This window comes from Pseudonocardia oroxyli (assembly GCF_900102195.1).
In the GTDB taxonomy this organism is placed as follows: Bacteria; Actinomycetota; Actinomycetes; order Mycobacteriales; family Pseudonocardiaceae; genus Pseudonocardia; species Pseudonocardia oroxyli.
The window spans coordinates 81,792-108,055 of sequence record NZ_FNBE01000012.1; the positions used below are offsets into that span (position 1 = coordinate 81,792).

Sequence of the window (26,264 nt, forward strand, 5' to 3'; positions counted from 1 at the left end):
GTGCGCCAGTCGGGCCCGGCTCAGGCGATGCGGGTGCCCGGAGCGACCGCGGACAGGCTCGCGTACGTGGTGGGCCAGGCCCCCGCGGCGAGGACGGCGTCGACGGTCTCCAGGACCGCGGCGATCCGGGCCGGGCGGCGCAGGTCCTTCGCGCGCACACCGATCCGCACCACGCCCGCCCGGCGGGCGATCCGCACGGCCTCGGTGTGCAGGATCCGCGCGCGCCAGGACTCGGCGCGCCTGCGGGCCGCGTCGGACACGGCCTGGTCGAGGCGGAAGCCGAGGGCGCGGGCGCGGAGCACCACGCCGTCGTCGAACAGGTGGACGCCGGTGTCGTCGAGGCACATCCGGAAGCCCTGCTCCCGGGCCGCGTCGACGGTGCCGGGCGAGGCGAGCCAGCGCGGCGCCGCGAAGATCTCGGTGGTCAGCCCGAGCACGCTCAGCGCGCGGCGGGCCGCGACCAGGCGCAGGCCGGCTTCATGGCGCGGCAGTGCGGAGAACTCGCCCTTCCGCCCGACGCCGCCGCGCCGTGCCGGGTCCGGGGTGTGGTCGTAGCCGTGCAGCGCGATCGTGTCGCCCCGCTCGCCCATCCAGTCCAGCAGCGCGTCGGACGGCGGACCCGCGGGCGAGGCCGGCTGGACCAGCTGCGTCAACGGGACGCCCCGCGCGTCCAGGTCGGCGGCGAGGGTGCGGGCGGTGACGAGGGCGTCGGATCGGGCGTCGGTGAGCCCGGACAGGGAGACCACCAGTCGAGCGGGCATGGTCGTCAGCGAACGCTGCGGAGATGAACGAGCCGCAAAACCCCCGTGAGTGGCAATCGTCGCTCTGACGACTATCGCCACTCACGGGAGGTGATGCGCTCGTAGACCTCGACGTAGCGGGCCCGGACGGCGGCCACGACCTCCGGCGGCACCTCGGGGCCGGGCTCGGTCTTGTCCCACCCCGTCGAGACGGCCCATTCGCGGGCGTACTGCTTGTCGAAGCTGTGCTGGGGGCGGCCGGGCTCCCAGTCGTCGGCGGGCCAGAACCGGGAGGAGTCCGGGGTGAGGACCTCGTCGCCGAGGACGATCTCCCCCGCCGCGTCCCGCCCGAACTCCAGCTTGGTGTCCGCGAGCAGGATCCCGTTCTTCTCGGTGATCTCCGCGCCCAGCCGGTAGACCTCGAGGGTGAGGTCGCGCAGGCGGGCGGCGGTCTCCGCCCCCACCAGCTCCTCGACCTGCGCGAACGTGATGGCCTCGTCGTGCTGCCCCATCGGCGCCTTGCTCGACGGCGTGAAGATCGGCTCGGGCAGCCGGGAGCCGTCCTGCAGGCCGGGGGGAAGGGCCACCCCGGACACCGACCCCGTCGCGCGGTACTCGGCCAGCCCGCCGCCGGTCAGGTAGCCACGGGCCACGCACTCGACCGGCAGCATCTCCAGCCGTCGGCACCGCACCGCGCGGCCTGCGAACTCCTTCGGGACGTCGGTCGCGGAGAGGACGTGGTTCGGCACCAGCGACGCCACGCGCTCGAACCACCACAGCGACAGCGCGGTGAGGACGGCGCCCTTGTCCGGGACCGGCGTCGGGAGGATGACGTCGTAGACCGAGAGCCGGTCCGAGGCGACGAGGATGATGTCGCCCCGGTCCTCGTAGACGTCTCGGACCTTGCCGGAGTGCAGCAGCTTCACAGGATCGCTCCGGGCGTGTAGGCGGCGGCCTCGGGGTGGGCGTCGGTGATCTCGGCGACCTGCGCCACCACGGCGGCGACCTGCGCCGTCGCCGCGCCGGTGAAGGAGAGCGGGTCCTTGAGCAGCCCGTCGAGCAGGCCCTCGGGCAGCCCCAGGCGCGCGTCGTGCTGCAGGCGGTCCAGCAGGTCGTTCTCCAGCAGGCCCTGCTCGCGCATCGCCAACGCGACGCCGACCGCGTGCTCCTTGATCACCTCGTGGGCGGTCTCCCGGCCGACGCCCGCCCGGACCGCGGCCATCAGCACCTTGGTGGTGGCCAGGAACGGCAGGAAGCGGTCCAGCTCGCGGGCGATGACGGCGGGGTAGGCGCCGAACTCGTCGAGCACCGTCAGGGTGGTCTCGTAGAGGCCGTCGAGGGCGAAGAACGCGTCCGGCAGGGCGACCCGGCGGACGACGGAGCAGAACACGTCCCCCTCGTTCCACTGCGCGCCCGCCAGCTCCGCGGCCATGTTCGCGGTGCCGCGCAGCACGACCTGCAGCCCGTTGATCCGCTCCGCGGAGCGGGTGTTCATCTTGTGCGGCATGGCGCTCGACCCGACCTGGCCGGGCTTGAAGCCCTCGGTGGCGAGCTCCTGGCCCGCCATCAGCCGGATCGTGGTGGCCAGCGACGACGGCGCGGCGCCGAGCTGCACCAGCAGGCTCGTGACCTCGTGGTCCAGCGAGCGCGGGTACACCTGGCCGACGGAGGTGAACACCCCCGAGAACCCGAGGTGCTCGGCGACCCGGGTCTCCAGCTGCGCGAGCTTGCCCGCGTCCCCGTCGAGCAGGTCCAGCATGTCCTGCGCGGTCCCGACCGGCCCCTTGATCCCCCGCAGCGGGTAGCGGGCCCGCAGGTCTTCGAGGCGGTGGTAGGCGACGAGCAGCTCGTCCGCCGCGGAGGCGAAGCGCTTGCCGAGCGTGGTGGCCTGGGCGGCGACGTTGTGCGAGCGGCCCGCCATCACCAGGTCCGAGTACTCCGCGGCGCGCCGGGCGAGCCGGGCGAGGATCGCGACCGTCCGGTCGCGGACCAGCTCCAGGGACAGCCGCATCTGCAGCTGCTCGACGTTCTCGGTCAGGTCCCGGCTGGTGAGACCCTTGTGCACGTGCTCGTGGCCGGCGAGGGCGTTGAACTCCTCGATCCGCGCCTTCACGTCGTGGCGGGTGACGCGCTCGCGCTCGGCGATCGACGCCAGGTCCACCTGCTCGACGACCCGCTCGTAGTCCGCGACGGCCTCCGCCGGCACGTCCACCCCGAGGTCGGCCTGCGCCTTGAGCACCGCGATCCAGAGCCTGCGCTCCAGCACGATCTTGTGCTCGGGCGACCAGAGTGCGACGAGCTCCGGGCTGGCGTAGCGGGCGGCGAGGACGTTGGGGATCACGTGCACAGATGGTATGCGCTGCGCGGTCGTGAGCGGTAAGTGGTGCTCTGGCACCACTTGCCGCTCACAGGCTGCGGAGCAGCGCGGCCCGGGCCACGGCGCGCGGATCGGGTGCGGCCTCGATCAGCGCGGAGATGACGGCGCCGTCCACGGTCTCGACGACCCGGCGCAGCCCGTCGGCGTCGAGCGGGTGCCCCGCGCGGGCGAAGGCCTCGGCGAGCAGCCCGTCGAGCTCGCCGCGGAGCCTGCGCATCAGGGGTGCCAGGTAGGGCCTGCGGCCCGCGCCGACGAGCTGCTCGTAGCGCAGCAGGACCGCGTCCAGTCCCCCGTCGCGCGAGGCGCTGCCCAGCAGCTGGTCGAGCACGACGTCGAGCGGTTCGGCCGCGGACTCCAGCGCCGCGCGCCCGGCGGCGAGGTCCTGGCGGCTCGTGTGCTCGACGGCGGCGGTGATCAGGTCGTCGAGGGAGTCGAAGTAGTACGTCGTGGACGCCAGCGGCAGCCCGGCCCGCTCGGCCACCGCGCGGTGGCGCAGCGCGTCGAACCCGCCCTCGCGCAGCAGCTCACCGGCCGCCTCGGTGAGCGCCTGCCGCCGCCGCTCCCCCTTCTGCGTCGCCACCGGCGCAGTCTCCCATCAGGCCGGCCCCGCGGTCGTGAGCGGTGATCGTCGCCATGGCGACGATCGCCGCTCACAGGTGGGGGGCCAGGGCGGAGGCGATCTCGGGGACGCGGTCGCCGAAGGGCACGCCGCCGCTGTCCGACTCGGCGCGGCTGGTCACGGTGACCAGGCCGCCGGAGGCGGTGGACACCTCCGCCGTCGCCCAGCCCACCGCCGAGGCGGTCTGGCTCGGCTCCTCGCCCGGCGCGGTGTAGACGACCGAGAACAGGCCGGTCAGCTCCCCGTCGGCCACCTGCAGGTTGACCTCGCGGCCGCCGCCGGGGCGGCAGATCATCGTGGTCGGGGCCGGGGACGCGGTGGCGACCTCGGGCAGCACCTCGTCCACGACCGCGCGCAGCTCGGGGTCCTGGGGGTTCACGCAGTCCCCGGCCGCGGGCCCGAGCGGGACACCGACCGGGGTCGGGGGCACCGCGGGAGCCTCGCGGGCCATCTCCGGTGCCCCCAGCGAGCGCGCGCCCGCATCGGAAGCCGGGGCCGCCGCGGAGGTCTCCCCACCGGAGCGAGCGAGCAGCACACCCGTGGACACCCCGCCCGCCAGCACGATCGCCGCCGCCGCGACCCCGCCGACCAGCAGGTTCCGGTTCCGCCTGCCGATCCGGTGCGACTCGCGCCGGACGTCGTCGGCCGAGAACCCCGCCTCGGGCGGGGTGTCCGCGGCGGCGCGGAAGGCCGCCGCCAGTCGCTCGTCCGCGTTCGGTCCGCCGTTCATCCCGCCTCCCTCAGATCACCCAGCGAGTCCCCCAGGACCGCGCGCAACGCCGCCAGCCCGTGCGCGGTCTGGCTCTTCACCGTGCCCTCCGAGCAGCCGAGCGCGGCGGCGGTGCCGGCCACGTCGAGCCCCTCCAGGTACCGCAGGACCAGCACCGCACGCTGCCGCGGGGGCACCGAACGCAGCGCGGCCACCAGCGTGGTCCGGGTCGCGACGTCCGGTTCGGACGTGCTCGTCTCCGGCGTGCGGTCGGTCGAACGCTCCCGCCGCCACGGCCGCCGCGACTCGTCGACCACCGCGCGGACGAGGGTCCGGCGCACCCAGGCGTCGAGGGCCTGGTGGTCGCGGATGCGCCGCCAGTGCCGGTGCAGCGCGACGAACGCGGACTGCGCGTGGTCGTCCGCCCGGTGCCAGTCCCCGCAGAGCAGGTAGGCGGTGCGGCGCACGGTGTCGCGGCGCGCGCGGAAGTACTCCGCGAACGCGGCCTCCTCAGCGTCGTCCATTCGTCCCCCTCCGACCCTGTCGCACCTCGGACGCAACGGGCGCCGGACACGGTTGCACGCCGCGGTCACCATCACCCGACCGGCCCAATGTCGTGACCATTCCGTGACCCCAGCGTTCCGCGGAGGCCCGCGCCTGACACAATGCGCACTCGATGCGGACTCGAACCCGACGACCGGCGCGGCGACTGAGCACGGCGAAGGCCGACACGGCCCCGATCGACCTGCGCTCGGACACCGTCACCCGGCCCACGCCCGAGATGCGCAAGGCGATGGCGGCGGCCGAGGTGGGGGACGACGTCCTCGACCACGACCCCACCATGGCCGAACTGGAGGAGCGGGTCGCCGGGCTGCTCGGCGCCTCCGCCGCCCTCTGGACGCCCAGCGGTTCGATGGGCAACCTCATCGCGCTGATGTCGCACCTGCAGCGCGGCGACTCCTTCCTCGCCCCCGCGGGTTCCCACGTGCTCGACGCCGAGCTGGGCACGGCGGCGTGGCTGGCGGGCGGCATGCCCCGCCCCCTGGAGCACGACGCGGGCCCCGGCCGGGTGTCCGCGGCGGCGGTGCGCCGGGCCGCGGGTGGGGACGCGCCCTACTACGCGCTGACCACCCGGCTGCTGTGCCTGGAGAACACGCACAACGCAGCGGGCGGCACGGTCACCCGGCCCGAGGACCACGCCCGGGTCGCCTCGGCGGCGAAGGCCGCGGGGCTGGCCGTGCACCTCGACGGCGCCCGCCTGTGGCACGCGGCGGTGAAGCTGGGCGTGCCGCTCGGCGCGCTGACGGTCGGCTCCGACACCGTCCAGGTGTGTCTGTCGAAGGGGCTCGGCGCGCCCGTCGGGTCGGTGGTGGCGGGGTCGGTCGAGTTCGTGCAGCAGGCCCGCAGGCTGCGGAAGATGCTCGGCGGCGGGGTCCGGCAGGGCGGGGTGCTCGCGGCGGCGGGGCTCGTGGCGCTCGACCGCGTCGACCGGCTCGCCGAGGACCACGCCCGCGCCGCGACGCTGGCCGCGGGCCTGCGCGAACGCGGCTGGCGCGCGCCGGAGCCGGAGACGAACATCGTGCTCGTCGCGGTGGCGGACCTGCCGGGCACGCTCGCCCGGTTCCGCGAGTCCGGCGTCCTGGCCAGCGCCATGTCCGGCAAGGTCCGGCTGATGACCCACGCGGACGTCGGGGACGCCGAGATCACCGCGGCGCTGGATCGGATCGGCCCCCTGGAGCAGGGGCAGGCAGGGCGTCCAGCCGTGCGTGGAGCCTCCTGACCTCGGCCACCAGCACGTCGATCTTCTGCTCGGCCTCGGCCAGCTCGGTCTCGGTCCGCTCGGACGAGGCGCGCAGGTTCTGCACGAACCAGCTCGCGATCGACGCCGTCACCACGCCGAGCAGCGCGATCCCGGCGACCATCAGCGTCGCCGCCACGATCCGCCCCTCCACGGTGACCGGGTAGCGGTCGCCGTAGCCGACGGTGGAGATCGTCGTGATCGTCCACCACAGGGCCTCGCCGAAGGTCGTGATGGTGGCGTCGGGGGCGTCCCGCTCGGCCTGCAGCACCGACAGGGCCGCCACGAACGCCACCAGCCCGACGGTCCCGGTGACGTAGACGGCGATCCGGCCGCGGAAGTCGTCCCGCAGCTGCCGGTTCAGCACGCTGATCACCGTGACCACCCGCAGCACGCGGAGCTGCCGGAACATCGGCAGCAGCAGGATCACCAGGTCCAGGACGTGGGTGCCGACGAAGCGCAGCCTGCGGCGGGCCAGCGCCAGGCGCACCAGGTAGTCCGCGGCGAACAGCAGCCAGATGACCGTGAGGCCGCCGTCGATCCAGTCCGGCGAGCCGCGGTCGAGGACGTCCCAGGCGTAGAGCGCGAGGAACAGGGCGGCCAGGCCGGTCAGCGGCCAGTCCAGCCGACGGTCCCAGGCGGCGATCCGCGGCTCGTCCGCGCTCGTGTCCGGCATGGGCGCACTATGCCCGGCGCTCCACGAACGGTCGCATCCGCTCCAGCGCCTCCTCGATGGGCGCGGTGGCCCCCGCGAACGACAGCCGCACGAACCGGTGCCCGTCGACGGGGTCGAAGTCGACGCCGGGGGCGACCGCGACGCCGGTCTCGCCGAGCAGCTCGTAGACCAGGCGCATCGAGTCGTCGGTGAGGTGCCCGACGTCGGCGTAGACGTAGAACGCGCCGTCGGCGGGGGCGAGCCGCTCGATGCCGAGCGTCGGCAGCCCCTCGAGCAGCAGGGCGCGGTTGCGCGCGTAGTGCTCCACGTGGGCGTCGACCTCGGCGTAGGACTCGGGGGTGAACGCCGCGACCGCCGCGTGCTGGGGCAGTGCGGGCGGGCAGACGGTGAAGTTGCCCGCCAGCCGGTCGACGGCCCGGCGCAGGTCCTCGGGCACCAGCAGCCACCCGAGCCGCCAGCCCGTCATCGAGAAGTACTTGGAGAACGAGTTGACGACGATCGCCTCGCGGGAGGTCTCCCACGCGCACGAGACCGCTCGGTCGTAGCCGATGCCGTGGTAGATCTCGTCGCTGACCAGCCGGATGCCCCGCTCGGCGCAGTGTGCGGTGAGCGCGGCCAGCTCGTCCGGGGACACCACGGTGCCGGTCGGGTTGGCCGGGGAGGCCACGATCAGGCCCTGGACGTCCAGGTCCTCGATCATCTCGACGGTGGGCTGCCAGCACGGCAGCTCCACGACCTCGCAGCCGAGCGCCGTGAGGATGTTGCGGTAGCACGGGTAGCCGGGGCGGGCCATCGCCACGCGGTCGCCCGCGTCGAAGGCGGCGAGGAAGGCGAGCAGGAACCCGCCGGACCCGGCGGTGGTGACGACGACGTCGTCGGGGGCGATCTCGATCCCGTACATCCGGCGGTGGTGGGCGGCGATGCCCTCGCGCAGCTCGGGGATCCCCAGCGCCACCGTGTAGCCGAGCACCTCGGTCTCCAGCGCGGCCGCCGCGGCGGCCCGCACGGGCGCCGGGGCGGGGGTCGACGGCTGCCCCGCCGACAGGTTGATCAGGTCGCCCCTGGTCCGCTGACGCTCGGCGGCCGCGGACCACACGTCCATCACGTGGAAGGGTGCGATGCCGGACCGGTCGGAGACTCTCACCTCGCGAGCGTACGAAACGGCGAAGCGGGGCCGTCCGGGACGACCCCGCTCCGAAGCACCGCATCCGCCCGAGGCCCCCTCTGCGCGCGGATGCGGGGGTCCGGTCACCGGGGGCGGGGAGGCTTTCGGGGAGCCCGACCGCCACCGGCGTCGACCGACCCGGGCGGCGGGCAGGAGAGTCCCGCCGCCCGGGGGGTGGATCAGCTCTCGAACTGGCCCGTCAGCACGCCGACGACGTCGAAGATCTGCTTGTCGGTGGCGGCCACCGCGTCGTCGACGTAGGCGCCGACCGGCTCCAGCGGCGGGGTGCCGTAGGTGACGTTCTCGTCGAGGTAGGCGCCGACCGGGGCGAGCTCGGCGGCCGAGGCCTGTCCGGCGACGGCGATCATGGCCGCGGGGGCGACCAGGGAGGCCAGACCGGCGGCGAGCAGGGTGGCCTTGCGGGGAGCGTGCGAACCCATGGGGATCTCACTTTCGAAGGTCGAGAGGGGAAGTCCTGTCATCCCCGCCGCACGTCGGTGGGCCGCGGGTGATGCACACCCTGACCCGCGGGTAACCCCGGCTTCAACCGACGACGAACCGGTTTACACGCTGTTTGCACGAAGATCATGTAGCCCACTTGGCCTAATCGTGCTGCTCTGAACGGGTCATGCCTGGTCATCGCGCAACACGCACCATTGCCGCATTCGCGACATGGCGAAACACGATCGTCAACATGCGCGACACATCTGCGTAACACGAGACACGATCGCGTGAGCCCGAGATCACCGTCCCGGGACCGTCACGTCGCCCTTCTCCGCCTTCAGCCCGATGTCCGTGCGGTGGTGCGAACCCGCCAGGTGGACGCCTGCCACCCGCCGGTAGGCCTCCTCGCGGGCCGCCGCGAGGTCCGGTCCCGTCCCCACCACCGACAGCACCCGACCGCCCGCGGAGACCACGGCACCGTCGTCCCGGCGGCGGGTGCCCGCGTGCAGCACGCCCTCGCCCTCGGCCCCGGTGATGACGTCGCCGAGCCGCGGGGTGGCCGGGTAGCCCTCGGCGGCCACCACCACGGTCACCGCGGCACCGTCGGACCACTCCAGCGGCGGGTGGGCGGCCAGCGTGCCGGTGGCGACCGCGTTCAGCAGGCCCGCGAGGGGCGTGCGGAGCAGCGCCAGCACCACCTGGGTCTCGGGGTCGCCGAAGCGGCAGTTGAACTCGATGACCGAAGGCCCGTTCGACGTGAGCGCCAAGCCTGCGTAGAGCAGCCCGGTGAAGGGGGTGCCACGGCGGACCATCTCGTCGGCCACCGGCTGCACGACGGTCGCGACCAGCTCCTCGACCAGGCCCTCGCCCGCCCACGGCAGCGGCGCGTAGGCACCCATCCCGCCGGTGTTCGGGCCCGCGTCGCCGTCCCCGACCCGCTTGAAGTCCTGGGCGGGCACCAGCGGCACCACCGTGTCGCCGTCGACCAGACAGAACAGGCTGGCCTCCGGCCCGTCGAGGTAGGACTCGAGCAGGACGGGGTGGCCCTCGTCGAGCAGGTGCATGGCGTGGGCGCGGGCGAGCTCGAGGTCCGCGCTGACCACCACGCCCTTGCCCGCGGCCAACCCGTCGTCCTTGACGACGTACGGGGGCGTGAACCGGGCGAGCTCCTCGTCGAGCTTGGCGGGGTTGTCCACGATCACCGACGCGGCGGTGGGCACGCCCGCCGCCGCCATCACGTCCTTGGCGAAGGCCTTGGAGCCCTCGATCCGGGCCGCGTCGGCGCCGGGGCCGAAGCAGGCGAACCCGGCGGTGCGGACGGCGTCCGCCACGCCCGCGACGAGCGGGATCTCCGGGCCGATCACCACCAGGTCGGCCTGCCAGTCACGCGCCAGCGCGACGACGGCGGCACCGTCGCGGGCGTCCACCCCCCGCTGCTCGGCCACGGCCGCGGTCCCGGCGTTGCCGGGGGCGCAGGCCAGCGCCGTCACCTGGGGGTCCTGCGCCAGGGCGAGGACGAGGGCATGTTCTCGGGCACCGCTCCCGACGACCAGTACGCGCACGGTGCGCCACCCTACCTACCTGGGCGAACAGCGCCCCGCGCACCGCACCGGTCGTCGGGCGTTCACCCGGTGGACGGGCCCCCGCCGGCCGTCCGACTCCCCCGCCCGGGACACTGGACACCCGTGACCCCCCTCGTCATCGCCCATCGGGGCGCGAGCGGCTATCGCCCCGAACACACCCTCGCGAGCTACGAGCTCGCCGCGCGGATGGGGGCGGACTTCCTCGAGCCCGACCTGGTCAGCACGGCCGACGGGGTGCTCGTCGCCCGCCACGAGCCCATGATCGGCGCGACCACGGACGTGGCCGCGCACCCCGAGTTCGCCGCGCGCCGCACGGTCCGCACGCTCGACGGCGAGCAGGTCGAGGACTGGTTCGCGGACGACTTCACCCTCACCGAGCTGCGCACCCTGCGCGCCGTCGAGCGGCTCCCCGGCCTGCGCCAGGGCAACACCGTCTACGACGGGCTGTTCCCGGTCCCGACGTTCGGCGAGATCCTCGAGCTGCGGGCCCGGCTCTCCGCCGAGCTGGGCCGCGAGATCGGCGTCTACCCCGAGACCAAGCATCCGAGCTACCACGCGTCCCGCAGCCTCGCCTGCGAGGACGCCCTGGTCGCTGCCCTGCGCGCCCACGGCCTGGACCGCGCCGACGCCCCGGTGTTCGTCCAGTCCTTCGAGGTGGGGAACCTGCGGGCGCTGCACGCCGCCACACCGGTGCCGCTGATCCAGCTGCTCGACGCCGAGGGCGGGCCGGCCGACGGCGGCCCGTCCTACGCCGCGCTGTGCACCCCGGACGGGCTGGCCGCGATCGCGGAGTACGCGGCGGGGATCGGCCCGGAGAAGTCCCTCGCGGCGCCGCCGTCGTCCCTCGTGGCGGACGCGCACGCGGCGGGGCTGCTCGTCCACGTCTGGACCCTGCGCAACGAGAACGCCTTCCTGGCCGCACCGTGGCGCCGCGGGACCCGCGCGGACGAGTACGGGGACGCCCTCGCCGAGTACCGCACGTTCGTCGAGGCCGGTGTGGACGGCCTGTTCACCGACCACCCCGACACCGCGGTCACCGCCCTGAGCCTCCTCCCCCTGTGAACCCCGCGAGACCCGTGAGCGGCGATGGTCGCTCTGGCGACTATCGCCGCTCACGGGGCTTGAGGTGGGACAACAGGAGCGCGGTCGTCTCGGCCGGGCGCTCCTCGTGGACGAAGTGGCCCGCGTCGAGGGCCTCGTGGCGGAACTCCCCCGCCACCCACCGGGCCGACCCGCGGGCCGTGCCCTCCAGCACGCAGGGATCCTCCGTCCCGTGGACCTGCAGCACCGGCATCTCCGCCCGCCGGGCGACCGCGGCGGCGAAGCGGCGGCCCTCGGCGCGGACCTGCGAGCGCGCCATCCAGCGGTAGTACTCCAGGGCGCAGTGCGCGACGGTCGAGATCCGGATCGCCTCGCGGTTGCGGCCGACGGCCTCGGCGAAGTCCGCCGTGTCGGTCCACCCCGGCCCCGACCAGGCGCGCATGATGCGCTCGACCCGGGCGCCGTCGTCTCGCCGCAGCGTGGCCTCGGGCCTGCGCGGGAGCTGGAACCCGGCCATGTACCGGGAGGCCCGGCCCTGGCCGAGCGGATGCCGGAGCAGGGCACTGCGGAAGGCGAGCGGGTGGGCGATGCCGATCGCGGTCAGCGTGTGCAGCCGCCGCGGGTGCAGCGCGGCCAGGGTCCACGCGACGGCGCCGCCCCAGTCGTGCCCGACCACGTGGGCCCGCTGCTCGCCCAACGCGCGGATCAGGCCGTCGACGTCCCCCGCCAGCGTCCAGAGGTCGTAGCCGCGGGGCGGCTTGTCGGAGTCCCCGTAGCCGCGCAGGTCGACCGCCACGGCCCGGAACCCGGCCTCGGCGAGCGCCCGCAGCTGATGGCGCCAGGACCACCAGAACTCGGGGAACCCGTGCAGCAGCACCACGAGCGGGCCCTCGCCCGCCTCGACGACGTGCAGCCGGATCCCGTTGGCGGACACCGAACGGTGCGTCCACGGGCCCGGAACCCGGACCGAGGACGGTTCTGGTCTCAGCGGGCGTGCCCGTTGAGCTGGGGCGCCGTGGGCTCCTCGGACCGGCCGCGGTTCTGCAGCACCTGCGCGGTGTCCTTCAGCGAGGAGATGGTCCGCTCCGGCTTGCGGATCTTCTTGACCCGCAGGTAGCCGACGAGCGCGGACAACGCCGCACCCAGGATCATGATGCCGAAGACGATCCCGAACGCCGCCGAGCGGGGCAGCCAGATGTCGAGCACCTCGCCGATCGCCAGGAACAGGAAGAACAGGCTGAACAGGGCGATGACGAGCGCGACGATGAAGAAGACGCTGCCCTGTACACCCTTCTTGACCTCGGAGGTCACCTCCGCCTTGGCCAGCTCCACCTCGGAGCGGACGAGCGTGGAGACGTGCGAGGTCACGTCGCGGACGAGATCGCCGATCGACTGCTCCGAGGAACCGGGCGCCGGCTCCTTCGACAGCGGGATCGAAGGCAGTACGGGCGGAACGTCCGTGCCGCCGGAGCTGGTCGGGGTGGCCACCGGGGTCCCTCCTGCAGGGTCTAGGTCTCGGGCATCCTTCCACGACGGGCTTCCCCGCACCGGGCCGGTCAACCCTTGATCACTCGGGAGTGTCCCACCCACCCCGTCCGCGCAACCGCTTGACGCTCCCGCGGCGGGTCTTCTGGTCCAGCCTGCGGCGCTGGGAGCCCTTCGTGGGCTTGGTCGGACGACGGGTGGGCGGGGGTGCCTTCGTGGCCTCGCGCAGCGCCTGGGCCAGCCGTTCGCGGGCGGACTCGCGGTTGCGCAGCTGGCTGCGCGAGTCGCCCGCGGCGATGGTCAGAACCCCGTCGACGAGCGTGAGGTTGCGCAGGGCGCGGTCCCGGACGTCGTCGGGCAGGCTGGGCGAGTTCGCGACGTCGAAGCTCAGCTCCACCCGCGAGTCCGTGGTGTTCACGCCCTGCCCGCCCGGCCCGGACGAGCGGGAGAACCGCCAGTGCAGCTCCCGGGCGGGGATGACGACCCCACGGCGCACGAGCACGCCGTCGGGGTCGTCCGTCATGCCCCTAGTCTTCCTTACCCTCGCCCAGACCCGTCTTGATCAGGTCCATGACGCTGGAGTCGGCCAGGGTGGAGACGTCCCCGACCTCGCGGTTCTCCGCGACGTCCCGCAGCAGCCGCCGCATGATCTTGCCGGAGCGGGTCTTGGGCAGCTCGTCCACGACCATGATCTGGCGCGGCTTCGCGATCGGCCCGATCTCCTTGCTCACGTGGTTGCGGAGTGCGGCGATCGCGTCGGCGCCCTTCGCCTCGTCCTGGGCCACGTTGCCGCGCAGGATCACGAACGCGACGATCCCCTGGCCCGTGGTCGGGTCGGAGGCGCCGACGACCGCGGCCTCGGCCACCGTCGGGTGGCTGACCAGCGCGGACTCCACCTCGGTGGTGGAGATCCGGTGCCCGGAGACGTTCATCACGTCGTCCACGCGGCCGAGCAGCCAGATGGCGCCGTCGTCGTCGTACTTGGCGCCGTCACCGGCGAAGTAGTAGCCCTGCTCGGCGAAGCGGGACCAGTAGGTGTCCTTGTAGCGCTCCTCGTCGCCCCAGATGCCGCGCAGCATCGACGGCCAGGGCTTGTCGAGCACCAGGTAGCCGCCCTCGCCGTTGCCGACCGGGGTGCCGCCCTCGTCGACCACGGCGGCGCCGATCCCCGGCAGCCTGCGCATCGCCGAACCGGGCTTGGTGGCGGTGACCCCCGGCAGCGGCGAGATCATGATCGCCCCGGTCTCGGTCTGCCACCAGGTGTCCACGATGGGGCAGCGCTCGGCGCCGATGACCTCGCGGTACCACATCCAGGCCTCGGGGTTGATGGGCTCGCCCACCGAGCCGAGCACCTTCAGCGAAGAGAGGTCGTACTTCTCCGGGATCTCCCGGCCCCACTTCATGAACGTGCGGATGAGCGTGGGGGCGGTGTAGTAGATCGTGACGCCGTACTTCTGCACGATCTCCCAGTGCCGGCCCTCGTGCGGGGTGTTCGGCGTGCCCTCGTACATCACCGAGGTGGCGCCGTTGGCCAGCGGGCCGTACACGATGTACGAGTGCCCGGTCACCCAGCCGATGTCCGCGGTGCACCAGTAGACGCTCTCGCCCGGCTTGTGGTCGAACACCACGTGGTGGGTGTACGCCGCCTGGGTCAGGTAGCCGCCCGAGGTGTGCAGGATGCCCTTCGGCTTCCCGGTGGTGCCCGAGGTGTAGAGGATGAACAGCGGGTTCTCGGCGTCGAACAGCTCGGGGGTGTGCTGGTCGGAGGCGGCGTCGACCACGTCGTGCCACCAGACGTCCCGGCCCTCGGTCCACGCGACGTCGGACTCGGTGCGCTTGACCACCAGCACGTGCTCGATGGTCGTGCCCTCGACGGCCTCGTCGGTGTTCTCCTTCATCGGGGCGGGCTTGCCCCGGCGGAACTGGCCGTCGCTGGTGATCAGCAACTTGGCCTCGGCGTCCTCGATGCGGGCCTTCAACGCCCCCGGGGAGAACCCGCCGAACACCACGCTGTGCATCGCGCCCAGCCGCGCGCAGGCGAGCATGGAGAACACGGCCTCGGGGATCATCGGCAGCTGGATCGCCACCCGGTCCCCGGCCCGCACACCCAGCTCGGTCAGCGCGTTCGCCGTCTTCGAGACCTCGCGCTGCAGGTCGGCGTAGGTGATGGTGCGGGTGTCACCCGGCTCGCCCTCCCAGTGGAAGGCCACCCGGTCCCCGTTGCCCGCCTCGACGTGGCGGTCCACACAGTTGTAGGCGACGTTGAGCTTCCCGCCGACGAACCACTTCGCGAACGGCGGCTGCCAGTCGAGGACCTCGGTCCACCGCTCGCCCCACGACAGTCGCTCCGCCTGCTCGGCCCAGAAGGCCTCGCGATCGGTGTCCCCGCGCTCGTACCAGTCCGCCGTCGCGTTGGCCTGCGCCGCGAACTCTTCGCTCGGCGGGAAGCTGCGGCTCTCGGTGGACAGGTTGCTGAGCGTCGCTCCCGACTCGGCCATGTCCTCGTGTCCTCCTCAGGCACCGGTGCTACTGGCCTCTGAACCTAGTGCTCCGCCACCGCGTATGCACCGTCAGTACGGAGAGGACGACCCCCGTGCGGCAGCATGGCGGGGTGCCGGATCCCCTCGCCCCGCTCCTGGACCTCCCCGGCGTCGCCGACGCGGTCGCCGCCGCCCGAGACGCCCTCGTCCCGGTGCACAACCACACGGTCAACCGCCGGGGCTGGCCCGCGACCGCCGCGGAGGCCGCGCTGCGGGCCGCCCGCGCGTCGGCCGCGCTGGAGGGCGCGCCGCTCACCCCCGCGCGGGAGGAGCACGTCACGCACCCCGTGCTCGCGGGGGCGGTGCGGGTGGCGGACGAGGCCGGGAAGCTGCTGGCCACGTGGAAGGGGGCGCCGCTGCAGGCGCTGGCCCGGCTGCACGTCCTGGCCGCCACCGACCTCGTCGAGGACTCGTCCGTGCTCGGCCGCCCCCGGGACGGTGCCTCGGCCCGACTCGGCCTGCTCGCCGACATGGTCACCGGCGGCACGGCGGTGCCCGCGCCGGTGCTGGTCGCGGTGGTGCACGGCGAGCTGCTCGCCCTGCGCCCCTTCGGCACCGCCGACGGCGTGGTGGCCCGCGCGGCGGCGCGGCTCACCGCCGTCGCGACCGGCCTGGACCCGAAGTCGCTGGCCGTCCCCGAGGTCGGCCACCTGCGGCGGGCCGCGGAGTACCGGGCCGCCGCGGTCGCGTTCGCGACGGGCGCGCCGGACGGACTGCGCGAATGGATCGTGCACGTGTGCGCGGCGTGGGAGACCGGGGCCCGCGAGGGGATGGGGATCGCCGAGGCCCAGGCCTGAACGCCGGCCGGACGCGAGAAACGGGCGGTGCCCCGTCTGCAGTGGGGGCACCGCCCGTCTCGCGCGACCCTCCGGGGTCCAGGCGTGCACTACGTGTCGTGATCCGGCCTCGGCGTCCGGCGTCCCGGTCCGCAGGCCCACGACGACATGCCTCCCGCGGCGTGCTGTGCGTGGAGTGCCCGGCGATCGCGCACGGAGCTCTGGGAGGGGGAGCCGGGTGCTTCTCCACCGCACCGACCCTGGCCTTCCGGAGGTCCGTGAGACCATTCGTACTCCGTGACCGGGGCCACAGCAAGGGGGTCGGTCAGGTGCACCGGTTCAGCTGCGGAGGGTGTCGATCACCGAGCCGGAATGGACCCGTCCGGCGGTCGCGCAGTGATCTCACCTGCGGAAACGTAGCCACGCTGCGGTGCAGGCCACGGCGACCCCCACCAGCGCCCCCGCGACGAGGGGCGAGCGCCCGGTCAACCGGGTGCGCAGCGAGATCGGCGCGGTGAACGTCCGCACGGGCCACCCGCGGGCGTGGGCCATCGCGCGCAAGGCCTTGTCCGGGTTGACCGCCGTCGGGTGCCCCACGGCGGCGAGCAACGGCTCGTCGGTGATCGAGTCCGAGTACGCGGAGCAGTCCGCGAGGGAGTAGCCGCGGTCGGCGGCGATGCGCCGCGCCACCACCGCCTTCTCCTCGCCGTAACAGTAGAACTCGATCTCCCCGGTGTAGCGGCCGCCGCGGGCCTCCATCCGGGTCGCGACGCAGCGGTCCGCGCCCACCATCGCCGCGATCGGCTCCACCACCTCGAGCCCCGACGCGCTCAGCACGACGATCTCGTCGCCCCGCGCGCGGTGCTCCGCGATCAGCGCCGCCGCCTCGGCGTAGATCATCGGCTCGACGATCTCGTGCAGCGTCTCCGCCACGATCGACCGCACCTGCGCCACGTCCCATCCCGCCGCCAGCGCGGTGATCCGCCTGCGGAGCAGGTCCATGGTGTCCGCGTCGGCGCCGGCGAGCAGCAGGAGCAACTGCGCGTAACCGCTGCGCAGCACCGCGCGGCGGGTGATCAGGCCCTCGCGGCGGAACGGGCGGGAGAACGCGAGCGCGCTCGACCCCGCGATGATCGTCTTGTCGAGGTCGAAGAACGCGGCGGCGCGCGGCGACCCGGGAACCGCTCCGTCGCCGGGGAGACGGTCGGGCGGGGCGGACGGTCCGGGCACGGGACGAGCCTGCCAGACCGGCACCCGACCCCGGAGAAGGGACGGCCCTCGCCAGGGGGGATTGGCGAGGGCCGTCAGGCGGTTCAGCCCCGGGGGGTCGGACTGAACCCGGGCCGGGGCAGGCGAAAACGCACACCCGAGCCGACTCAACTGTAACCGCAAGTCCGCCACACCACCACGTCTCCACGTCAGGTGTTCGCCGGGCGGTCGCTGCGGTGTGCGGCGGCCGGCGGGCGGCCGCGACCACGCCCTCGTACAGCCCGTACACCCGCGGCGGTGATCACGCACCGCGACCGGATCGGCACGGCGCGGAGGCAGCGGCACGGCCGTCGCCCGCCCTCGTGCCCGCGCGCGATTCGGGGACCCTCGATCTTCATTCTGCCCGGCCGGACCGACGCCGGCGGCGCGAACGGCGTCGCGACGGGGCATCCATCCACAGGCGGGGTCGGCCATCCACAGGTTCGCGGTTCGTCGTCCGGAAGCGCCGCGGAGGCCGCAGGCTCGACGTCGCCACGGCACCGACCGGGGTCGTGGCGGGTGGGCGCGGGGCCGCACGGGGTCCCGCGGCCGAGTCGGTTCGCGGCCGGATGGGTCGCGGACGCCGAGTGGAGGAGGCCCGGATGAGCGAGCGGACCCTGCTGATGGTGGAGGACCCCGACCTGCTCGACGCGGTGCTGCGGATCGCGGCGGCCGCGGGGTGCGAGGTGCATCGGAGCCCGGACCCGGCCGAGGCGCGCCCGTACTGGTCGCGGGCGCCGTTCGTCGTGCTGGACGAGGGGTCGGCGGCGCGGTGTCTGCGGGCCGGGTTGCCCCGGCGCGCCGACCTGGTGCTCGTCGGGTTCGGGTCGGCGTCGATGGAGGCCCTCCACAGCGCCGTGGCGCTCGGCGCGGAACAGGCGCTCGAGCTGCCCGCCGCCGAGGAGCATCTGCTCTCGCGGCTGGCGGCCGCCGTCGAACGCGGCGGCTCCCCGGGCCGGGCGGGGCGGGTGCTGGCGGTCGTGGGCGGGCGGGGTGGGGCGGGTGCCTCGGTCCTCGCGGCAGCGCTCGCGGTGGTCGCGGCCCGGTCCGGGGAGCGCACCCTGCTCGTGGACTGCGATCCGCTCGGTGGGGGATTGGACCTGGTCCTGGGGGCCGAGGAGGTCACCGGCCTGCGATGGCCGGACCTGCGGATCGCGGACGGCCGGGTCGCCGCCTCGGCCCTGCACGCCGCGCTGCCCGCGCCCGCGGTCGGCCGCTCCGGCGAGCTCGGGGTGCTCTCCTGCGGGCGCGAGCCGTCGGGTCCGTCGGCGGCCGCGGTCACCGCCGTGGTCGAGGCGGGTCGCCAGGCGGGCGAGACCGTGGTCTGCGACCTGCCGCGCTATCCGACCGATCCCGCGCTGGCCGCCCTGGAGCTGGCCGACCGGGTGTTGTTGGTCGTGCCGGCGGACGTCCGGTCGTGTGCGGCCGCGGGGCGGGTGGCAGCCGTCCTCGCGGAGCAGACCCGCGAGGTCGGCCTCGTCGTGCGCGGGCCCTCCCCGGGCGGGCTCACCCCGGCGGACGTCGCGGAGGCACTGGACCTGCCCCTGGTGGCCGAGATGGCCCCGGACAGGGGGATCGCGCGGGCCCTCGAGCAGGGCGTCCCGCCCGGACGGCGCCGGGGGCCGCTGGCGAGCGCGGCCCGCGCGATACTCGACCCGGGCCCGGCACTGCGGAGCGTGTCGTGAGCGAGCTCGCCGAGCGGATCCGGTCCCGGCTCGCCGAGGAGGGTCGGGAACCGACCCCGGCGGCGGTCGCGGCGGCCTTCCGGGCGGAGTCGGGCGGGGTCGCGTCGGACCAGGACGTCCTGGTCGCCCTGCGTTCCCTGCGCGAGGAGCTGGTGGGCGCCGGCCCCCTCGAACCGCTGCTGCGCGACCCGGACACCACTGACGTCCTCGTGTTCGGCGGCGGCACCGTGATGGTCGACCGCGGAGCCGGTCTGGAGCGCTCCCCGGTCCGTCTGGACGGCGAGGCCGCGGTGCGCAGGCTCGCCCAGCGCCTCGCCCAGGCCGCCGGGCGCAGGCTGGACGACGCGAGCCCCTCGGTCGACGGGTTCCTCGCCGGCGCGCTCGACGGGTCCGGTGGGACCCGGGTGCACGCCGTGCTCGCACCCGTCGCCCCGGACGGCACCTGTCTGTCCCTGCGCGTGCTGCGCCCCGCGGCGCACGATCTCGCCGCCCTGCGCCGGTCGGGCACCCTGGCGGGCCCCACCGGGGACGTGGTGCAGGCGATCGTGGCGGCCCGCCTCGCGGTGCTGGTGTCCGGCGGCACCGGGTCGGGCAAGACCACCCTGCTGGCCGCGCTGCTGGGCGAGGTCGACCCCGCCGAGCGCATCCTCACCGTCGAGGACGCCCAGGAGCTGCAACCCCGCCACCCCCAGGTGGTCCGGCTGGTGGCGCGGCCGCCGAACATCGAGGGGGCGGGCGGGGTGTCCCTGCGGGACCTGGTGCGCCAGGCGCTGCGGATGCGCCCGGACCGGCTCGTGGTCGGTGAGGTCCGCGGCGGCGAGGTCTGCGATCTGCTGTCCGCCCTGAACACGGGACACGACGGCGGCGCCGGGACCGTCCACGCCAACTCCGCCCGCGAGGTCCCGGCCCGCATGGAGGCGCTGGCCGCGGTGGGTGGCATGGACCGGGCCGCGCTGCACAGCCAGCTGGCGGCGGCGGTCCAGGTGGTCCTGCACATGCACCGTGGGCCAGGGGGCCGGGTGCTCGCGGCCGTCGGGGTCCTGGAGCGGGCACCGTCCGGCGAGGTGCGGGTGGCCCCGGTCTGGGAGCACCGGACCGGCTGGACCGCCGACCGGCCGCGACTCGACGCGCTGCTCCGCGAACGGGGTGTGCAGCCACCGTGGACGGGGCGGGCCGTGGCGGCCGGCGCGCGGGTCGCCCGGTCGGGCGGGGTCGTCGAGCGGGTCGGGCACCGCGTCGAGGGTGCTCACGGACGGGGCGGGACGGGCCCGGCCGGTGTCCGACCAGTCGCCTTCCACCTGCGGCTCCCCGCCTCCGCGCGGAGCGGGTCGTGAGCGCCGCCGGACCGGGCTGGGCGGTGTGCGCCGCCGTGGCGGCGGGCCTGCTGATCGCACCCGGCCCGCCGGCGCGGCAGCGGCTCGGGACCGTCCGGCCCGAGGTGGCGCGCCGGTTGCCGGTGCCACCCGCTCCCCTCGCCGTGGCGCTGCTCGGAGCCGTGCTCGGCGGGTTGGCGTGTGGGGTGGCGGGGAGCCTGGCGGGCGGCCTGGTGGCGACGACGATCCGCAGGCGGCGGGCCCGGTCGCGAGACCGGTCCCGCGCCGGGGCCGAGGCCGCCGAGCTCGCCGAGTCCCTGGCCCGGATCATCGAGGAGCTCCGTACGGGCGCGCACCCCGCCGCGGCCCTGCAGGGCGTGCGCTCCGACGGCGCCCTCGCCGACCGCACGCTCGGCCCCGCCGCCGCGGCCGCCCGCCTGGGAGACGACGTGCCGGCCGCGCTGGTCCGCACCGCCGCCCGCGGTCCGGCGGCGGTCCGCGCCGAGCTGCAGCGGATCGCGGCGGCGTGGTCGTTGAGCGACCGGCACGGCGCACCGCTGGCCGACCTGCTCGACGGGGTGCTCACCGACCTGCGGTGGCGGCTCGCCTTCGCCGCGCGCACCCACGCCCGTTCCGCGGGTCCACGGGCCACCGCGGCCGTGCTCACCGCGCTGCCCGTGCTCGGTCTGGGGCTCGGCCATCTGCTGGGGGCCGACCCGCTGGGCGTGCTGCGGTCCGGGATCCTCGGCCAGGCGCTGCTCCTGGTCGGTACCGGCCTGGTGTGGGCGGGTCTGAGCTGGAGCGACCGGCTCACCACGGGGGCGGCGCCGTGACCGCCCGGACGGCTCGCAGCCGGTGGTCCGGGTCGATGCGGCGGTGCGCGCGATGAGCGCGGGCCCCGGTCTCGTGGCGGCGTGTGCCCTCGTGGCGCTGGCGGTGGCCGTCGCGGGCGACGGTGCCGCCCGGCCCCGGCTGCGCGGCCTGCGCCCGCCGGTCGAGTCCGCGGACCCGGGATCGGGCGTGGGCGGGCGGTCGCGCTTGCCGGTCGTCGCCGGTGTCGGGGTCGCCGGGATCGTCTGGGTCCTGGCCGGTGGGCCCGCGGGTGGGCCGACCGCGGTCCTCGCGGCCGTACTCCTCGGAGGTCTGCTGCCGCCGGGGGTCTCCACCGCGTTCCGCCGACTCGGGACCCGGGCGGCGGGTCGTGTCGACGCCGGCGGGCTGGCCGCGGGCTGGGAGCTGCTCGCGACCTGTCTCGACGCCGGGCTCCCGGTCCCGACGGCCGTCCAGGTGGCGGCGGAGCGGATCGACGGGCCCACGGCGGTCGCCCTGCGGCGGGTGGCCGGGCTCCTGGAGCTGGGCTCGCCTGGCGAGCAGGCCTGGGCCGCTGCCGCGGAGCTCCCGCAGCTGGCCGCCTTCGGTCGGGCCGCGCGCCGCTCGGCGGACACCGGAACCGGGCTCGCCCGGGTCGCCCGCGGCGAGGCCGCCCGCTTGCGGGACGGGCTGGCGGACGCGGCCGAGGCCCGGGCGGAACGCGCCGCGGTGCTGGTCGCCGCACCGCTCGGGCTCTGTTTCCTGCCCGCGTTCCTGGCGCTCGGGATCGCCCCGGTCGTCCTCGGTCTGGCCGGTGAGGCCTTGAGCCGATGGTGACCCCACCCGCCCGATCACCCCCCCCCCGGGGAGCGCCCGCTCCCCGGATCCGAACCCCATTCCCCAGGAGGAACCCCATGACCGCCACCGTTCTCGTCGACCCCGGCCCCGAGCGTTCGCGCGGCCCGCGCAGCCGAGCCCTGCGCACCTGCCCGAACCCGCCCGCCCAGACCGACCAGCGCACCGGACGGGCCCCGCGCGATCCCGAGACCACCCCACCCGACCCCGGGCCGCGCGCGGCACCCGACAGCCCGCCGGGCCGGCGAGCCACCCCGGCCCACCTGCTCGCCGCGCTCCTCGGCCCGCTGGCCGCGTGGGCGCGGGCGCTGGCCGACCGTGCCAGGCGGGACGACCGCGGAATGTCCACGGTGGAGTACGCGATCGGCACGCTCGCCGCGGCGGCGTTCGCCGCGGTGCTCTACACGGTGGTCAGCGGCGAGTCGGTGGTGACGGCGCTGACCGGGCTGGTCGAGCGCGCACTGCAGGTCACGTTCTGATGCGCCCGGCCGAGCGCGGCGCGGTCACCGTCGAGGCGGCGATCGCCCTCGCCGCACTGACCCTGGTGCTCCTCGCCGCGCTCGGCTCGCTCAGCGCGGTCGGGGCGGCGGTGCGCTGCCAGGACGCGGCGCGCGAGCTCGCCCGGCTCACCGCCCGCGGTGACGACCGGGCCCACCAGGCCGCCGCGGCGGTCGCCCCGGCGGGCGCGACGCTGGAGGTGAGCACCGTCGGCGACGAGATCCGCGCGCAGGTGACCGCCGCCCCGATCGGTGTGCTCCCCGTGCGGATCAGCGGCTCGGCCCTCGCGATCCGCGAGCCCGGCGCTCTCGACGCGGGGATCTCCGGGCCCGGAGCCCTCGATCCGGACGCCCCCAATCGCGGAACCGCGGAGCCCGACGTCGCCGAGCCGGGCGCCGCCGAGTCGAGCGTCGCTGAGCCAGGCGCTCTCGATCCCGGCGCCCCGAATCCCGGCGCCTCAGTTCCCGACGGCGCCGAGCCAGGCGCTGTCGATCTCGGCGCCCCAGACCCGGGCGCCCCCGACCCCGACCCGCTCGATCCCGACGCGCTCGACCCCGGAACCCCGGATCCCAGCGCACGCGATCTCGGGGCGTTCGACTCGGCCGGGCTCCGATGAATCCGGGCGCGCCCGACCATGGCGCGGCGACGGTGTGGGCGGCGACGGCCGCGGCGCTCCTGCTCGCGGTCACCGCGCTGCTGCTGGACGTCGGCTCGGCGGTGGTGGCCCGCCACCGCGCCCAGGCCGCCGCGGACCTCGCCGCCCTCGCGGCCGCGGGCGACCCCGTCGAGGGTGAACGCGTCGCGTGCGCGGCGGCGGAGCGGGTGGTGAGCGCCATGGACGGGCGGCTCGCCGCCTGCGCCCTCGACGGCTGGGACGCCCTGGTCGAGGTCCGCGTCGAGCGTCCCTGGTCGCTGCTCACGCGCTCCGCCGCGACCGCCAGGGCGCACGCCGGACCGGTCGACGGCCCGTCGGCGCCACCGGCTCCGGCGCCGCCGCCGACCCCCGGCGCTCCCACCGAGCCGGAACCAGGTCCCGAGCCGGAGAGCGGCGGGTCACCGGCCGCGGCGTTCCCGGCCGGGCCCGCACTGCGCCGAGTCCGCCGGGCCCGGCCCACGTCCGCCGCCCCGAACCGAGGGTTGATCCACATTCCGGGAGCCGAACGGTCGGAAATCGACCGCCCGCCTCCCCACGGACGGATCATGGACCGCGTCGCGGGCCTCCCGGGCGTCCCGGGCGTCGCGGGCCTCCCGGGCCTCCCGGGCGTCGCGGGCCTCCCGGGCCTCCCGGGCCTCCCGGGCGTCCCGGGCCTCGCGGGCGTCGCGGGCCTCGCGGGCCTCGCGGGCGTCCGTGGCGTCGTCGCGGGCCTCGCGGGACGGACGGGCTCGGCGTGCGACGGCACCCCGCCGGACCGCCCTCGCGACGGGTCAGTGCGCCGCCAGCGCCTGGAGCACGATGTCCAGCACCCGCACCGCGCCCGCCTTGTCCAGCGGGTTGTTGCCGTTGCCGCACTTGGGCGACTGCACACAGGACGGGCAGCCCGTGCGGCAGCCGCAGTCCCGGATGGCCGCCCGGGTCGCCCGCAGCCAGCGCTCCAGGACCGCGTGCCCCCGCTCGGCGAGCCCGGCGCCGCCCGGGTGTCCGTCGTGGACGAACACGGTGGGCAGCCCGGTGTCGGGGTGCAGCGCCGTGGACAGCCCGCCGATGTCCCAGCGGTCGCAGATCGCGAACAGCGGCAGCAGCCCGATCGCCGCGTGCTCCGCCGCGTGCAGGGCGCCGGGGATGCGGGCCGGGTCCAGGCCGGCGTCCGCGAGCGCGGCGTCGTCGACCGTGTACCAGACCGCCCGCGTCTCCAGCTCCTGCGCGGGCATGTCCAGCGGCACGGTCTCCAGCACGGCACCGTCTGCGGCCCGGCGCTGGTAGGCCACGACCTGCCCGGTCACCCGCACGTCCCCGAAGTACACCGACACCGGCCCGTGGTCGCTGCGGGACCGGACGGCGACGACGTCGACGTCCGCGGTCGACCGGGCGTCGGTGCGCCAGTCCGGCTCCTCCTGGTGCAGGAGCGCCACCCCGGCGTCGAGGTCGAGATCGTCGACCACGTAGCTCTCACCGCGGTGCAGGTACACGGCGCCGGGGTGCACGGTCCCGGGGGCGGAGGCACCGTCGACCGTGCCGAGCATCCGGCCCGTGCCCGCCTCGACCAGCGCGACCTGGCCCAGCCCGGAGCCCCGGATGTCGACCGACGCAGCGGGCTGCTCCCGCGTCGAGGGCCAGAACCACCCCGTCGGGCGGCGGCGCAGCACGCCGTCCTCGACCAGCTCGTCGAGGAGTTGCGCCGCAGGTCGGCCCCCGAACACGGCGGCCACGTCCGCTTCGGTGATCGGCAGTTCGGCCGCGGCGCACACGAGCTGCGGGGCCAGCACGTACGGGTTGGTGGGGTCCAGTACACAGCTCTCGACCGGTGCGCCGATCAGGGCCCGCGGGTGGTGCACGAGGTAGGTGTCCATGGGGTCGTCGCGGGCCACCAGGACGACCAACGCCTCGTCCGACGCCCGGCCCGCCCGGCCCGCCTGCTGCCAGAAGGAGGCACGGGTGCCGGGGAACCCGGCGACGATCACCGCGTCCAGCCCGGCGATGTCCACGCCGAGCTCGAGGGCGTTGGTGGTGGCCACCCCGAGCAGCTCGCCGCTCATCAGCGCGGCCTCCAGCTCGCGCCGCTCTTCGGGCAGGTACCCGCCGCGGTAGGCGGAGATCCGCTCCACGAGGTCGCGGTCGACGTCCGCGACGAGCCGCTGCGCCCCCAGCGCGGTCGTCTCCGCGCCGCGGCGCGAGCGGACGAAGGCCAGGCTGCGGGCGCCCTCCAGGACGAGGTCGGCCAGCATCCGGGAGGACTCGGTCGACGCGGGCCGGCGCACCGGTGCCCCGTTCTCCCCGGTCAGCTCGGGGAGCAGCGGGGGTTCCCAGAGGGCGACGGTCCGACCGGCGCTGGGCGAGCCGTCCTCGGTCACCGCCGTCACGGAGCGGCCGGTGAGCGCACAGGCGTGCTCGGCGGGCCGGGCCACGGTCGCGGAGGCCAGCACGATCACGGGTTCGGCGCCGTAGCGGCGGGCCACCCGGAGCAGCCTGCGCACCAGCAGCGCGACGTGCGAGCCGAACACCCCGCGGTAGGTGTGGCACTCGTCGACCACGATCACGCTGAGCCTGCGCAGGAACTGCGCCCATCGGCCGTGGCGGGGCAGCACCGAGCGGTGCAGCATGTCCGGGTTGCTGAGGATCCAGCGGCCGTGGTGACGGATCCAGTCCCGCTCGTCCATCGGGGTGTCCCCGTCGAGCGTCGCCGGACGCATCGCGGGGAGGTCGAGCTCGCGCAGCGTGCGGAGCTGGTCGGCGGCCAAGGCCTTCGTGGGCGCGAGGTAGAGGGCCGTGGCCCGCGGGTCGGTCACCAGCCGGGTGAGCACCGGCAGCTGGTAGACCATCGACTTGCCGGACGCCGTGCCGGTCGCCACCACCACGTCCCGCCCGGCGTGCGCCAGCTCCGCCCCCTCGACCTGGTGACTCCAGGGCCGCGCGACGCCGATCCGCCCGAACGCCTCGACGACCTCGGGCGGCGCCCACCCCGGCCAGTCGACGCTTCGGCCCGGGCGGGGCGGCAGTCGCACGGCGTGGCGCAGCGGGTTCAGCGGGTCGGCGGGCTCGCCTGCGGTGTCGGGTCCGTCCAGGGGCGGCAGCTCGCCCGAGGGCCCGAGCTCGAGGACCGGCGCGGCCGGGTCCACCCCCGACCCCGCGAGCACCCGCCCGAGCAGCTCCAGGCCGCGGGCGGAGCGGACCACCGGCGCGGCGGGCTCGACGATCCGCTGGTCATGCACGTCGTCGAGGCTCGCACACACCCCCGACAGCTCGC

The 26,264-nt window shown here is 75.4% G+C and carries 25 protein-coding genes and 1 pseudogene; 10 read left to right on the forward strand and 16 right to left on the reverse strand.

Going from position 1 to position 26,264, the window contains the following annotated elements; all coding sequences use genetic code 11:
- Positions 1-20: 20 nt before the first annotated feature.
- The 6 genes from BLS43_RS18500 to BLS43_RS18525 all read right to left on the reverse strand — a co-directional run bounded on the left by BLS43_RS18500 (position 21) and on the right by BLS43_RS18525 (position 4,969).
- Positions 21-761, reverse strand: coding sequence for a DUF2334 domain-containing protein (locus BLS43_RS18500; RefSeq protein WP_093086529.1), 741 nt, complete (start codon positions 759-761; stop codon positions 21-23).
- Positions 762-832: 71 nt separating this feature from the next.
- Positions 833-1,666 (reverse strand): phosphoribosylaminoimidazolesuccinocarboxamide synthase, encoded by an 834-nt coding sequence (locus tag BLS43_RS18505; RefSeq protein ID WP_093086532.1) that lies wholly within the window; start codon positions 1,664-1,666, stop codon positions 833-835.
- Positions 1,663-3,081, reverse strand: a complete 1,419-nt coding sequence (gene purB / locus BLS43_RS18510; protein WP_176921409.1) for an adenylosuccinate lyase — start codon at positions 3,079-3,081, stop codon at positions 1,663-1,665. The genes BLS43_RS18505 and purB overlap by 4 nt, the downstream gene beginning before the upstream one ends.
- A gap of 64 nt (positions 3,082-3,145) precedes the next feature.
- Positions 3,146-3,697 carry a TetR/AcrR family transcriptional regulator gene (locus BLS43_RS18515; protein WP_093086534.1) on the reverse strand — a complete coding sequence of 184 codons (552 nt, stop codon included), beginning with the start codon at positions 3,695-3,697 and terminating at the stop codon, positions 3,146-3,148.
- Positions 3,698-3,767: 70 nt separating this feature from the next.
- Positions 3,768-4,466: a hypothetical protein gene (locus tag BLS43_RS18520; RefSeq protein WP_093086536.1), complete on the reverse strand. Its 699-nt coding sequence runs from the start codon at positions 4,464-4,466 to the stop codon at positions 3,768-3,770.
- Entirely contained in the window at positions 4,463-4,969 is a 507-nt protein-coding gene (locus BLS43_RS18525) for a SigE family RNA polymerase sigma factor (RefSeq protein WP_093086539.1), read from the reverse strand. The genes BLS43_RS18520 and BLS43_RS18525 overlap by 4 nt, the downstream gene beginning before the upstream one ends.
- A 152-nt stretch (positions 4,970-5,121) precedes the next feature.
- Between BLS43_RS18525 and BLS43_RS18530 the strand changes: the two genes are divergently transcribed.
- A complete protein-coding gene (locus BLS43_RS18530) occupies positions 5,122-6,225 on the forward strand; it encodes a GntG family PLP-dependent aldolase (protein WP_093086542.1) in 1,104 nt (367 codons plus the stop codon).
- Here the strand turns inward: BLS43_RS18530 and BLS43_RS18535 are convergent.
- From BLS43_RS18535 to purD, 4 genes are all read right to left on the reverse strand, one after another.
- Positions 6,149-6,919 (reverse strand): potassium channel family protein, encoded by a 771-nt coding sequence (locus tag BLS43_RS18535; RefSeq protein ID WP_093086545.1) that lies wholly within the window; start codon positions 6,917-6,919, stop codon positions 6,149-6,151. The genes BLS43_RS18530 and BLS43_RS18535 overlap by 77 nt on opposite strands.
- A gap of 7 nt (positions 6,920-6,926) precedes the next feature.
- Positions 6,927-8,021, reverse strand: coding sequence for a pyridoxal phosphate-dependent aminotransferase (locus BLS43_RS18540; protein ID WP_093086844.1), 1,095 nt, complete (start codon positions 8,019-8,021; stop codon positions 6,927-6,929).
- Positions 8,022-8,263: 242 nt separating this feature from the next.
- A complete protein-coding gene (locus tag BLS43_RS18545; RefSeq protein WP_093086547.1) occupies positions 8,264-8,524 on the reverse strand; it encodes a hypothetical protein in 261 nt (86 codons plus the stop codon).
- A gap of 303 nt (positions 8,525-8,827) precedes the next feature.
- Positions 8,828-10,090, reverse strand: coding sequence for a phosphoribosylamine--glycine ligase (gene purD, locus BLS43_RS18550; protein ID WP_093086550.1), 1,263 nt, complete (start codon positions 10,088-10,090; stop codon positions 8,828-8,830).
- Positions 10,091-10,213: 123 nt separating this feature from the next.
- On the opposite strand from purD, the gene BLS43_RS18555 reads away from it, so the two are divergent.
- Positions 10,214-11,173, forward strand: a complete 960-nt coding sequence (locus BLS43_RS18555; protein ID WP_245707568.1) for a glycerophosphodiester phosphodiesterase — start codon at positions 10,214-10,216, stop codon at positions 11,171-11,173.
- 40 nt (positions 11,174-11,213) lie between these two features.
- Here BLS43_RS18555 and BLS43_RS18560 read toward each other — a convergent pair whose 3' ends face one another.
- The 4 genes from BLS43_RS18560 to acs all read right to left on the reverse strand — a co-directional run bounded on the left by BLS43_RS18560 (position 11,214) and on the right by acs (position 15,135).
- On the reverse strand, positions 11,214-12,086 hold the full coding sequence (locus BLS43_RS18560) for an alpha/beta fold hydrolase (RefSeq protein WP_245707570.1): 873 nt from the start codon (positions 12,084-12,086) through the stop codon (positions 11,214-11,216).
- A gap of 50 nt (positions 12,087-12,136) precedes the next feature.
- Positions 12,137-12,640 (reverse strand): phage holin family protein, encoded by a 504-nt coding sequence (locus tag BLS43_RS18565; protein WP_093086557.1) that lies wholly within the window; start codon positions 12,638-12,640, stop codon positions 12,137-12,139.
- A gap of 79 nt (positions 12,641-12,719) precedes the next feature.
- Positions 12,720-13,160 carry an alternative ribosome rescue aminoacyl-tRNA hydrolase ArfB gene (gene arfB, locus BLS43_RS18570; RefSeq protein ID WP_093086560.1) on the reverse strand — a complete coding sequence of 147 codons (441 nt, stop codon included), beginning with the start codon at positions 13,158-13,160 and terminating at the stop codon, positions 12,720-12,722.
- 4 nt (positions 13,161-13,164) lie between these two features.
- Entirely contained in the window at positions 13,165-15,135 is a 1,971-nt protein-coding gene (gene acs / locus BLS43_RS18575) for an acetate--CoA ligase (protein WP_093086562.1), read from the reverse strand.
- A gap of 113 nt (positions 15,136-15,248) precedes the next feature.
- Between acs and BLS43_RS18580 the strand changes: the two genes are divergently transcribed.
- Positions 15,249-15,974 (forward strand): oxidoreductase, encoded by a 726-nt coding sequence (locus tag BLS43_RS18580; RefSeq protein ID WP_093086565.1) that lies wholly within the window; start codon positions 15,249-15,251, stop codon positions 15,972-15,974.
- 381 nt (positions 15,975-16,355) lie between these two features.
- Here the strand turns inward: BLS43_RS18580 and BLS43_RS31215 are convergent, their stop codons facing one another.
- Positions 16,356-17,183, reverse strand: a complete 828-nt coding sequence (locus tag BLS43_RS31215) for an HAD family hydrolase (protein WP_281245848.1) — start codon at positions 17,181-17,183, stop codon at positions 16,356-16,358.
- A 620-nt stretch (positions 17,184-17,803) separates the two neighbouring features.
- On the opposite strand from BLS43_RS31215, the gene ssd reads away from it, so the two are divergent.
- The 7 genes and pseudogenes from ssd to BLS43_RS18620 form a co-directional block, all read left to right on the forward strand.
- Positions 17,804-18,886 (forward strand): septum site-determining protein Ssd, encoded by a 1,083-nt coding sequence (gene ssd / locus BLS43_RS18590; protein ID WP_093086848.1) that lies wholly within the window; start codon positions 17,804-17,806, stop codon positions 18,884-18,886.
- On the forward strand, positions 18,883-20,220 hold the full coding sequence (locus BLS43_RS18595; RefSeq protein WP_176921410.1) for a TadA family conjugal transfer-associated ATPase: 1,338 nt from the start codon (positions 18,883-18,885) through the stop codon (positions 20,218-20,220). Before ssd ends, BLS43_RS18595 begins: the two co-directional genes overlap by 4 nt.
- Positions 20,217-21,032: a type II secretion system F family protein gene (locus tag BLS43_RS18600; RefSeq protein ID WP_093086570.1), complete on the forward strand. Its 816-nt coding sequence runs from the start codon at positions 20,217-20,219 to the stop codon at positions 21,030-21,032. Before BLS43_RS18595 ends, BLS43_RS18600 begins: the two co-directional genes overlap by 4 nt.
- A gap of 52 nt (positions 21,033-21,084) precedes the next feature.
- Positions 21,085-21,846, forward strand: coding sequence for a type II secretion system F family protein (locus tag BLS43_RS18605; protein ID WP_093086851.1), 762 nt, complete (start codon positions 21,085-21,087; stop codon positions 21,844-21,846).
- Positions 21,847-21,923: 77 nt separating this feature from the next.
- Entirely contained in the window at positions 21,924-22,343 is a 420-nt protein-coding gene (locus tag BLS43_RS31220; RefSeq protein ID WP_245707572.1) for a DUF4244 domain-containing protein, read from the forward strand.
- On the forward strand, positions 22,343-22,978 hold the full coding sequence (locus tag BLS43_RS31225; protein WP_245707573.1) for a TadE family type IV pilus minor pilin: 636 nt from the start codon (positions 22,343-22,345) through the stop codon (positions 22,976-22,978). The genes BLS43_RS31220 and BLS43_RS31225 overlap by 1 nt, the downstream gene beginning before the upstream one ends.
- A pseudogene (locus tag BLS43_RS18620) lies at positions 22,975-23,307 on the forward strand (Rv3654c family TadE-like protein); the annotation flags it as partial. The gene BLS43_RS31225 and the pseudogene BLS43_RS18620, both read left to right, overlap by 4 nt.
- 480 nt (positions 23,308-23,787) lie before the next feature.
- Here BLS43_RS18620 and BLS43_RS18625 read toward each other — a convergent pair.
- Positions 23,788-26,091: a DEAD/DEAH box helicase gene (locus tag BLS43_RS18625; RefSeq protein ID WP_245707596.1), complete on the reverse strand. Its 2,304-nt coding sequence runs from the start codon at positions 26,089-26,091 to the stop codon at positions 23,788-23,790.
- Positions 26,092-26,264: the final 173 nt, after the last annotated feature.

Bases quoted from the DNA above. Each gene is read 5' to 3' on its own strand.
- BLS43_RS18535 (WP_093086545.1), bottom strand. From the start codon at position 6,919: ATGCCGGACACGAGCGCGGACGAGCCGCGGATCGCCGCCTGGGACCGT.
- BLS43_RS31225 (WP_245707573.1), top strand. From the start codon at position 22,343: ATGCGCCCGGCCGAGCGCGGCGCGGTCACCGTCGAGGCGGCGATCGCC.
- arfB (WP_093086560.1), bottom strand. From the start codon at position 13,160: ATGACGGACGACCCCGACGGCGTGCTCGTGCGCCGTGGGGTCGTCATC.
- BLS43_RS18540 (WP_093086844.1), bottom strand. From the start codon at position 8,021: ATGGACGTGTGGTCCGCGGCCGCCGAGCGTCAGCGGACCAGGGGCGAC.
- BLS43_RS18605 (WP_093086851.1), top strand. From the start codon at position 21,085: ATGAGCGCGGGCCCCGGTCTCGTGGCGGCGTGTGCCCTCGTGGCGCTG.
- acs (WP_093086562.1), bottom strand. From the start codon at position 15,135: ATGGCCGAGTCGGGAGCGACGCTCAGCAACCTGTCCACCGAGAGCCGC.
- BLS43_RS18500 (WP_093086529.1), bottom strand. From the start codon at position 761: ATGCCCGCTCGACTGGTGGTCTCCCTGTCCGGGCTCACCGACGCCCGA.
- BLS43_RS18520 (WP_093086536.1), bottom strand. From the start codon at position 4,466: ATGAACGGCGGACCGAACGCGGACGAGCGACTGGCGGCGGCCTTCCGC.
- ssd (WP_093086848.1), top strand. From the start codon at position 17,804: ATGAGCGAGCGGACCCTGCTGATGGTGGAGGACCCCGACCTGCTCGAC.
- BLS43_RS18525 (WP_093086539.1), bottom strand. From the start codon at position 4,969: ATGGACGACGCTGAGGAGGCCGCGTTCGCGGAGTACTTCCGCGCGCGC.
- BLS43_RS18530 (WP_093086542.1), top strand. From the start codon at position 5,122: ATGCGGACTCGAACCCGACGACCGGCGCGGCGACTGAGCACGGCGAAG.
- BLS43_RS18545 (WP_093086547.1), bottom strand. From the start codon at position 8,524: ATGGGTTCGCACGCTCCCCGCAAGGCCACCCTGCTCGCCGCCGGTCTG.
- BLS43_RS31220 (WP_245707572.1), top strand. From the start codon at position 21,924: ATGACCGCCACCGTTCTCGTCGACCCCGGCCCCGAGCGTTCGCGCGGC.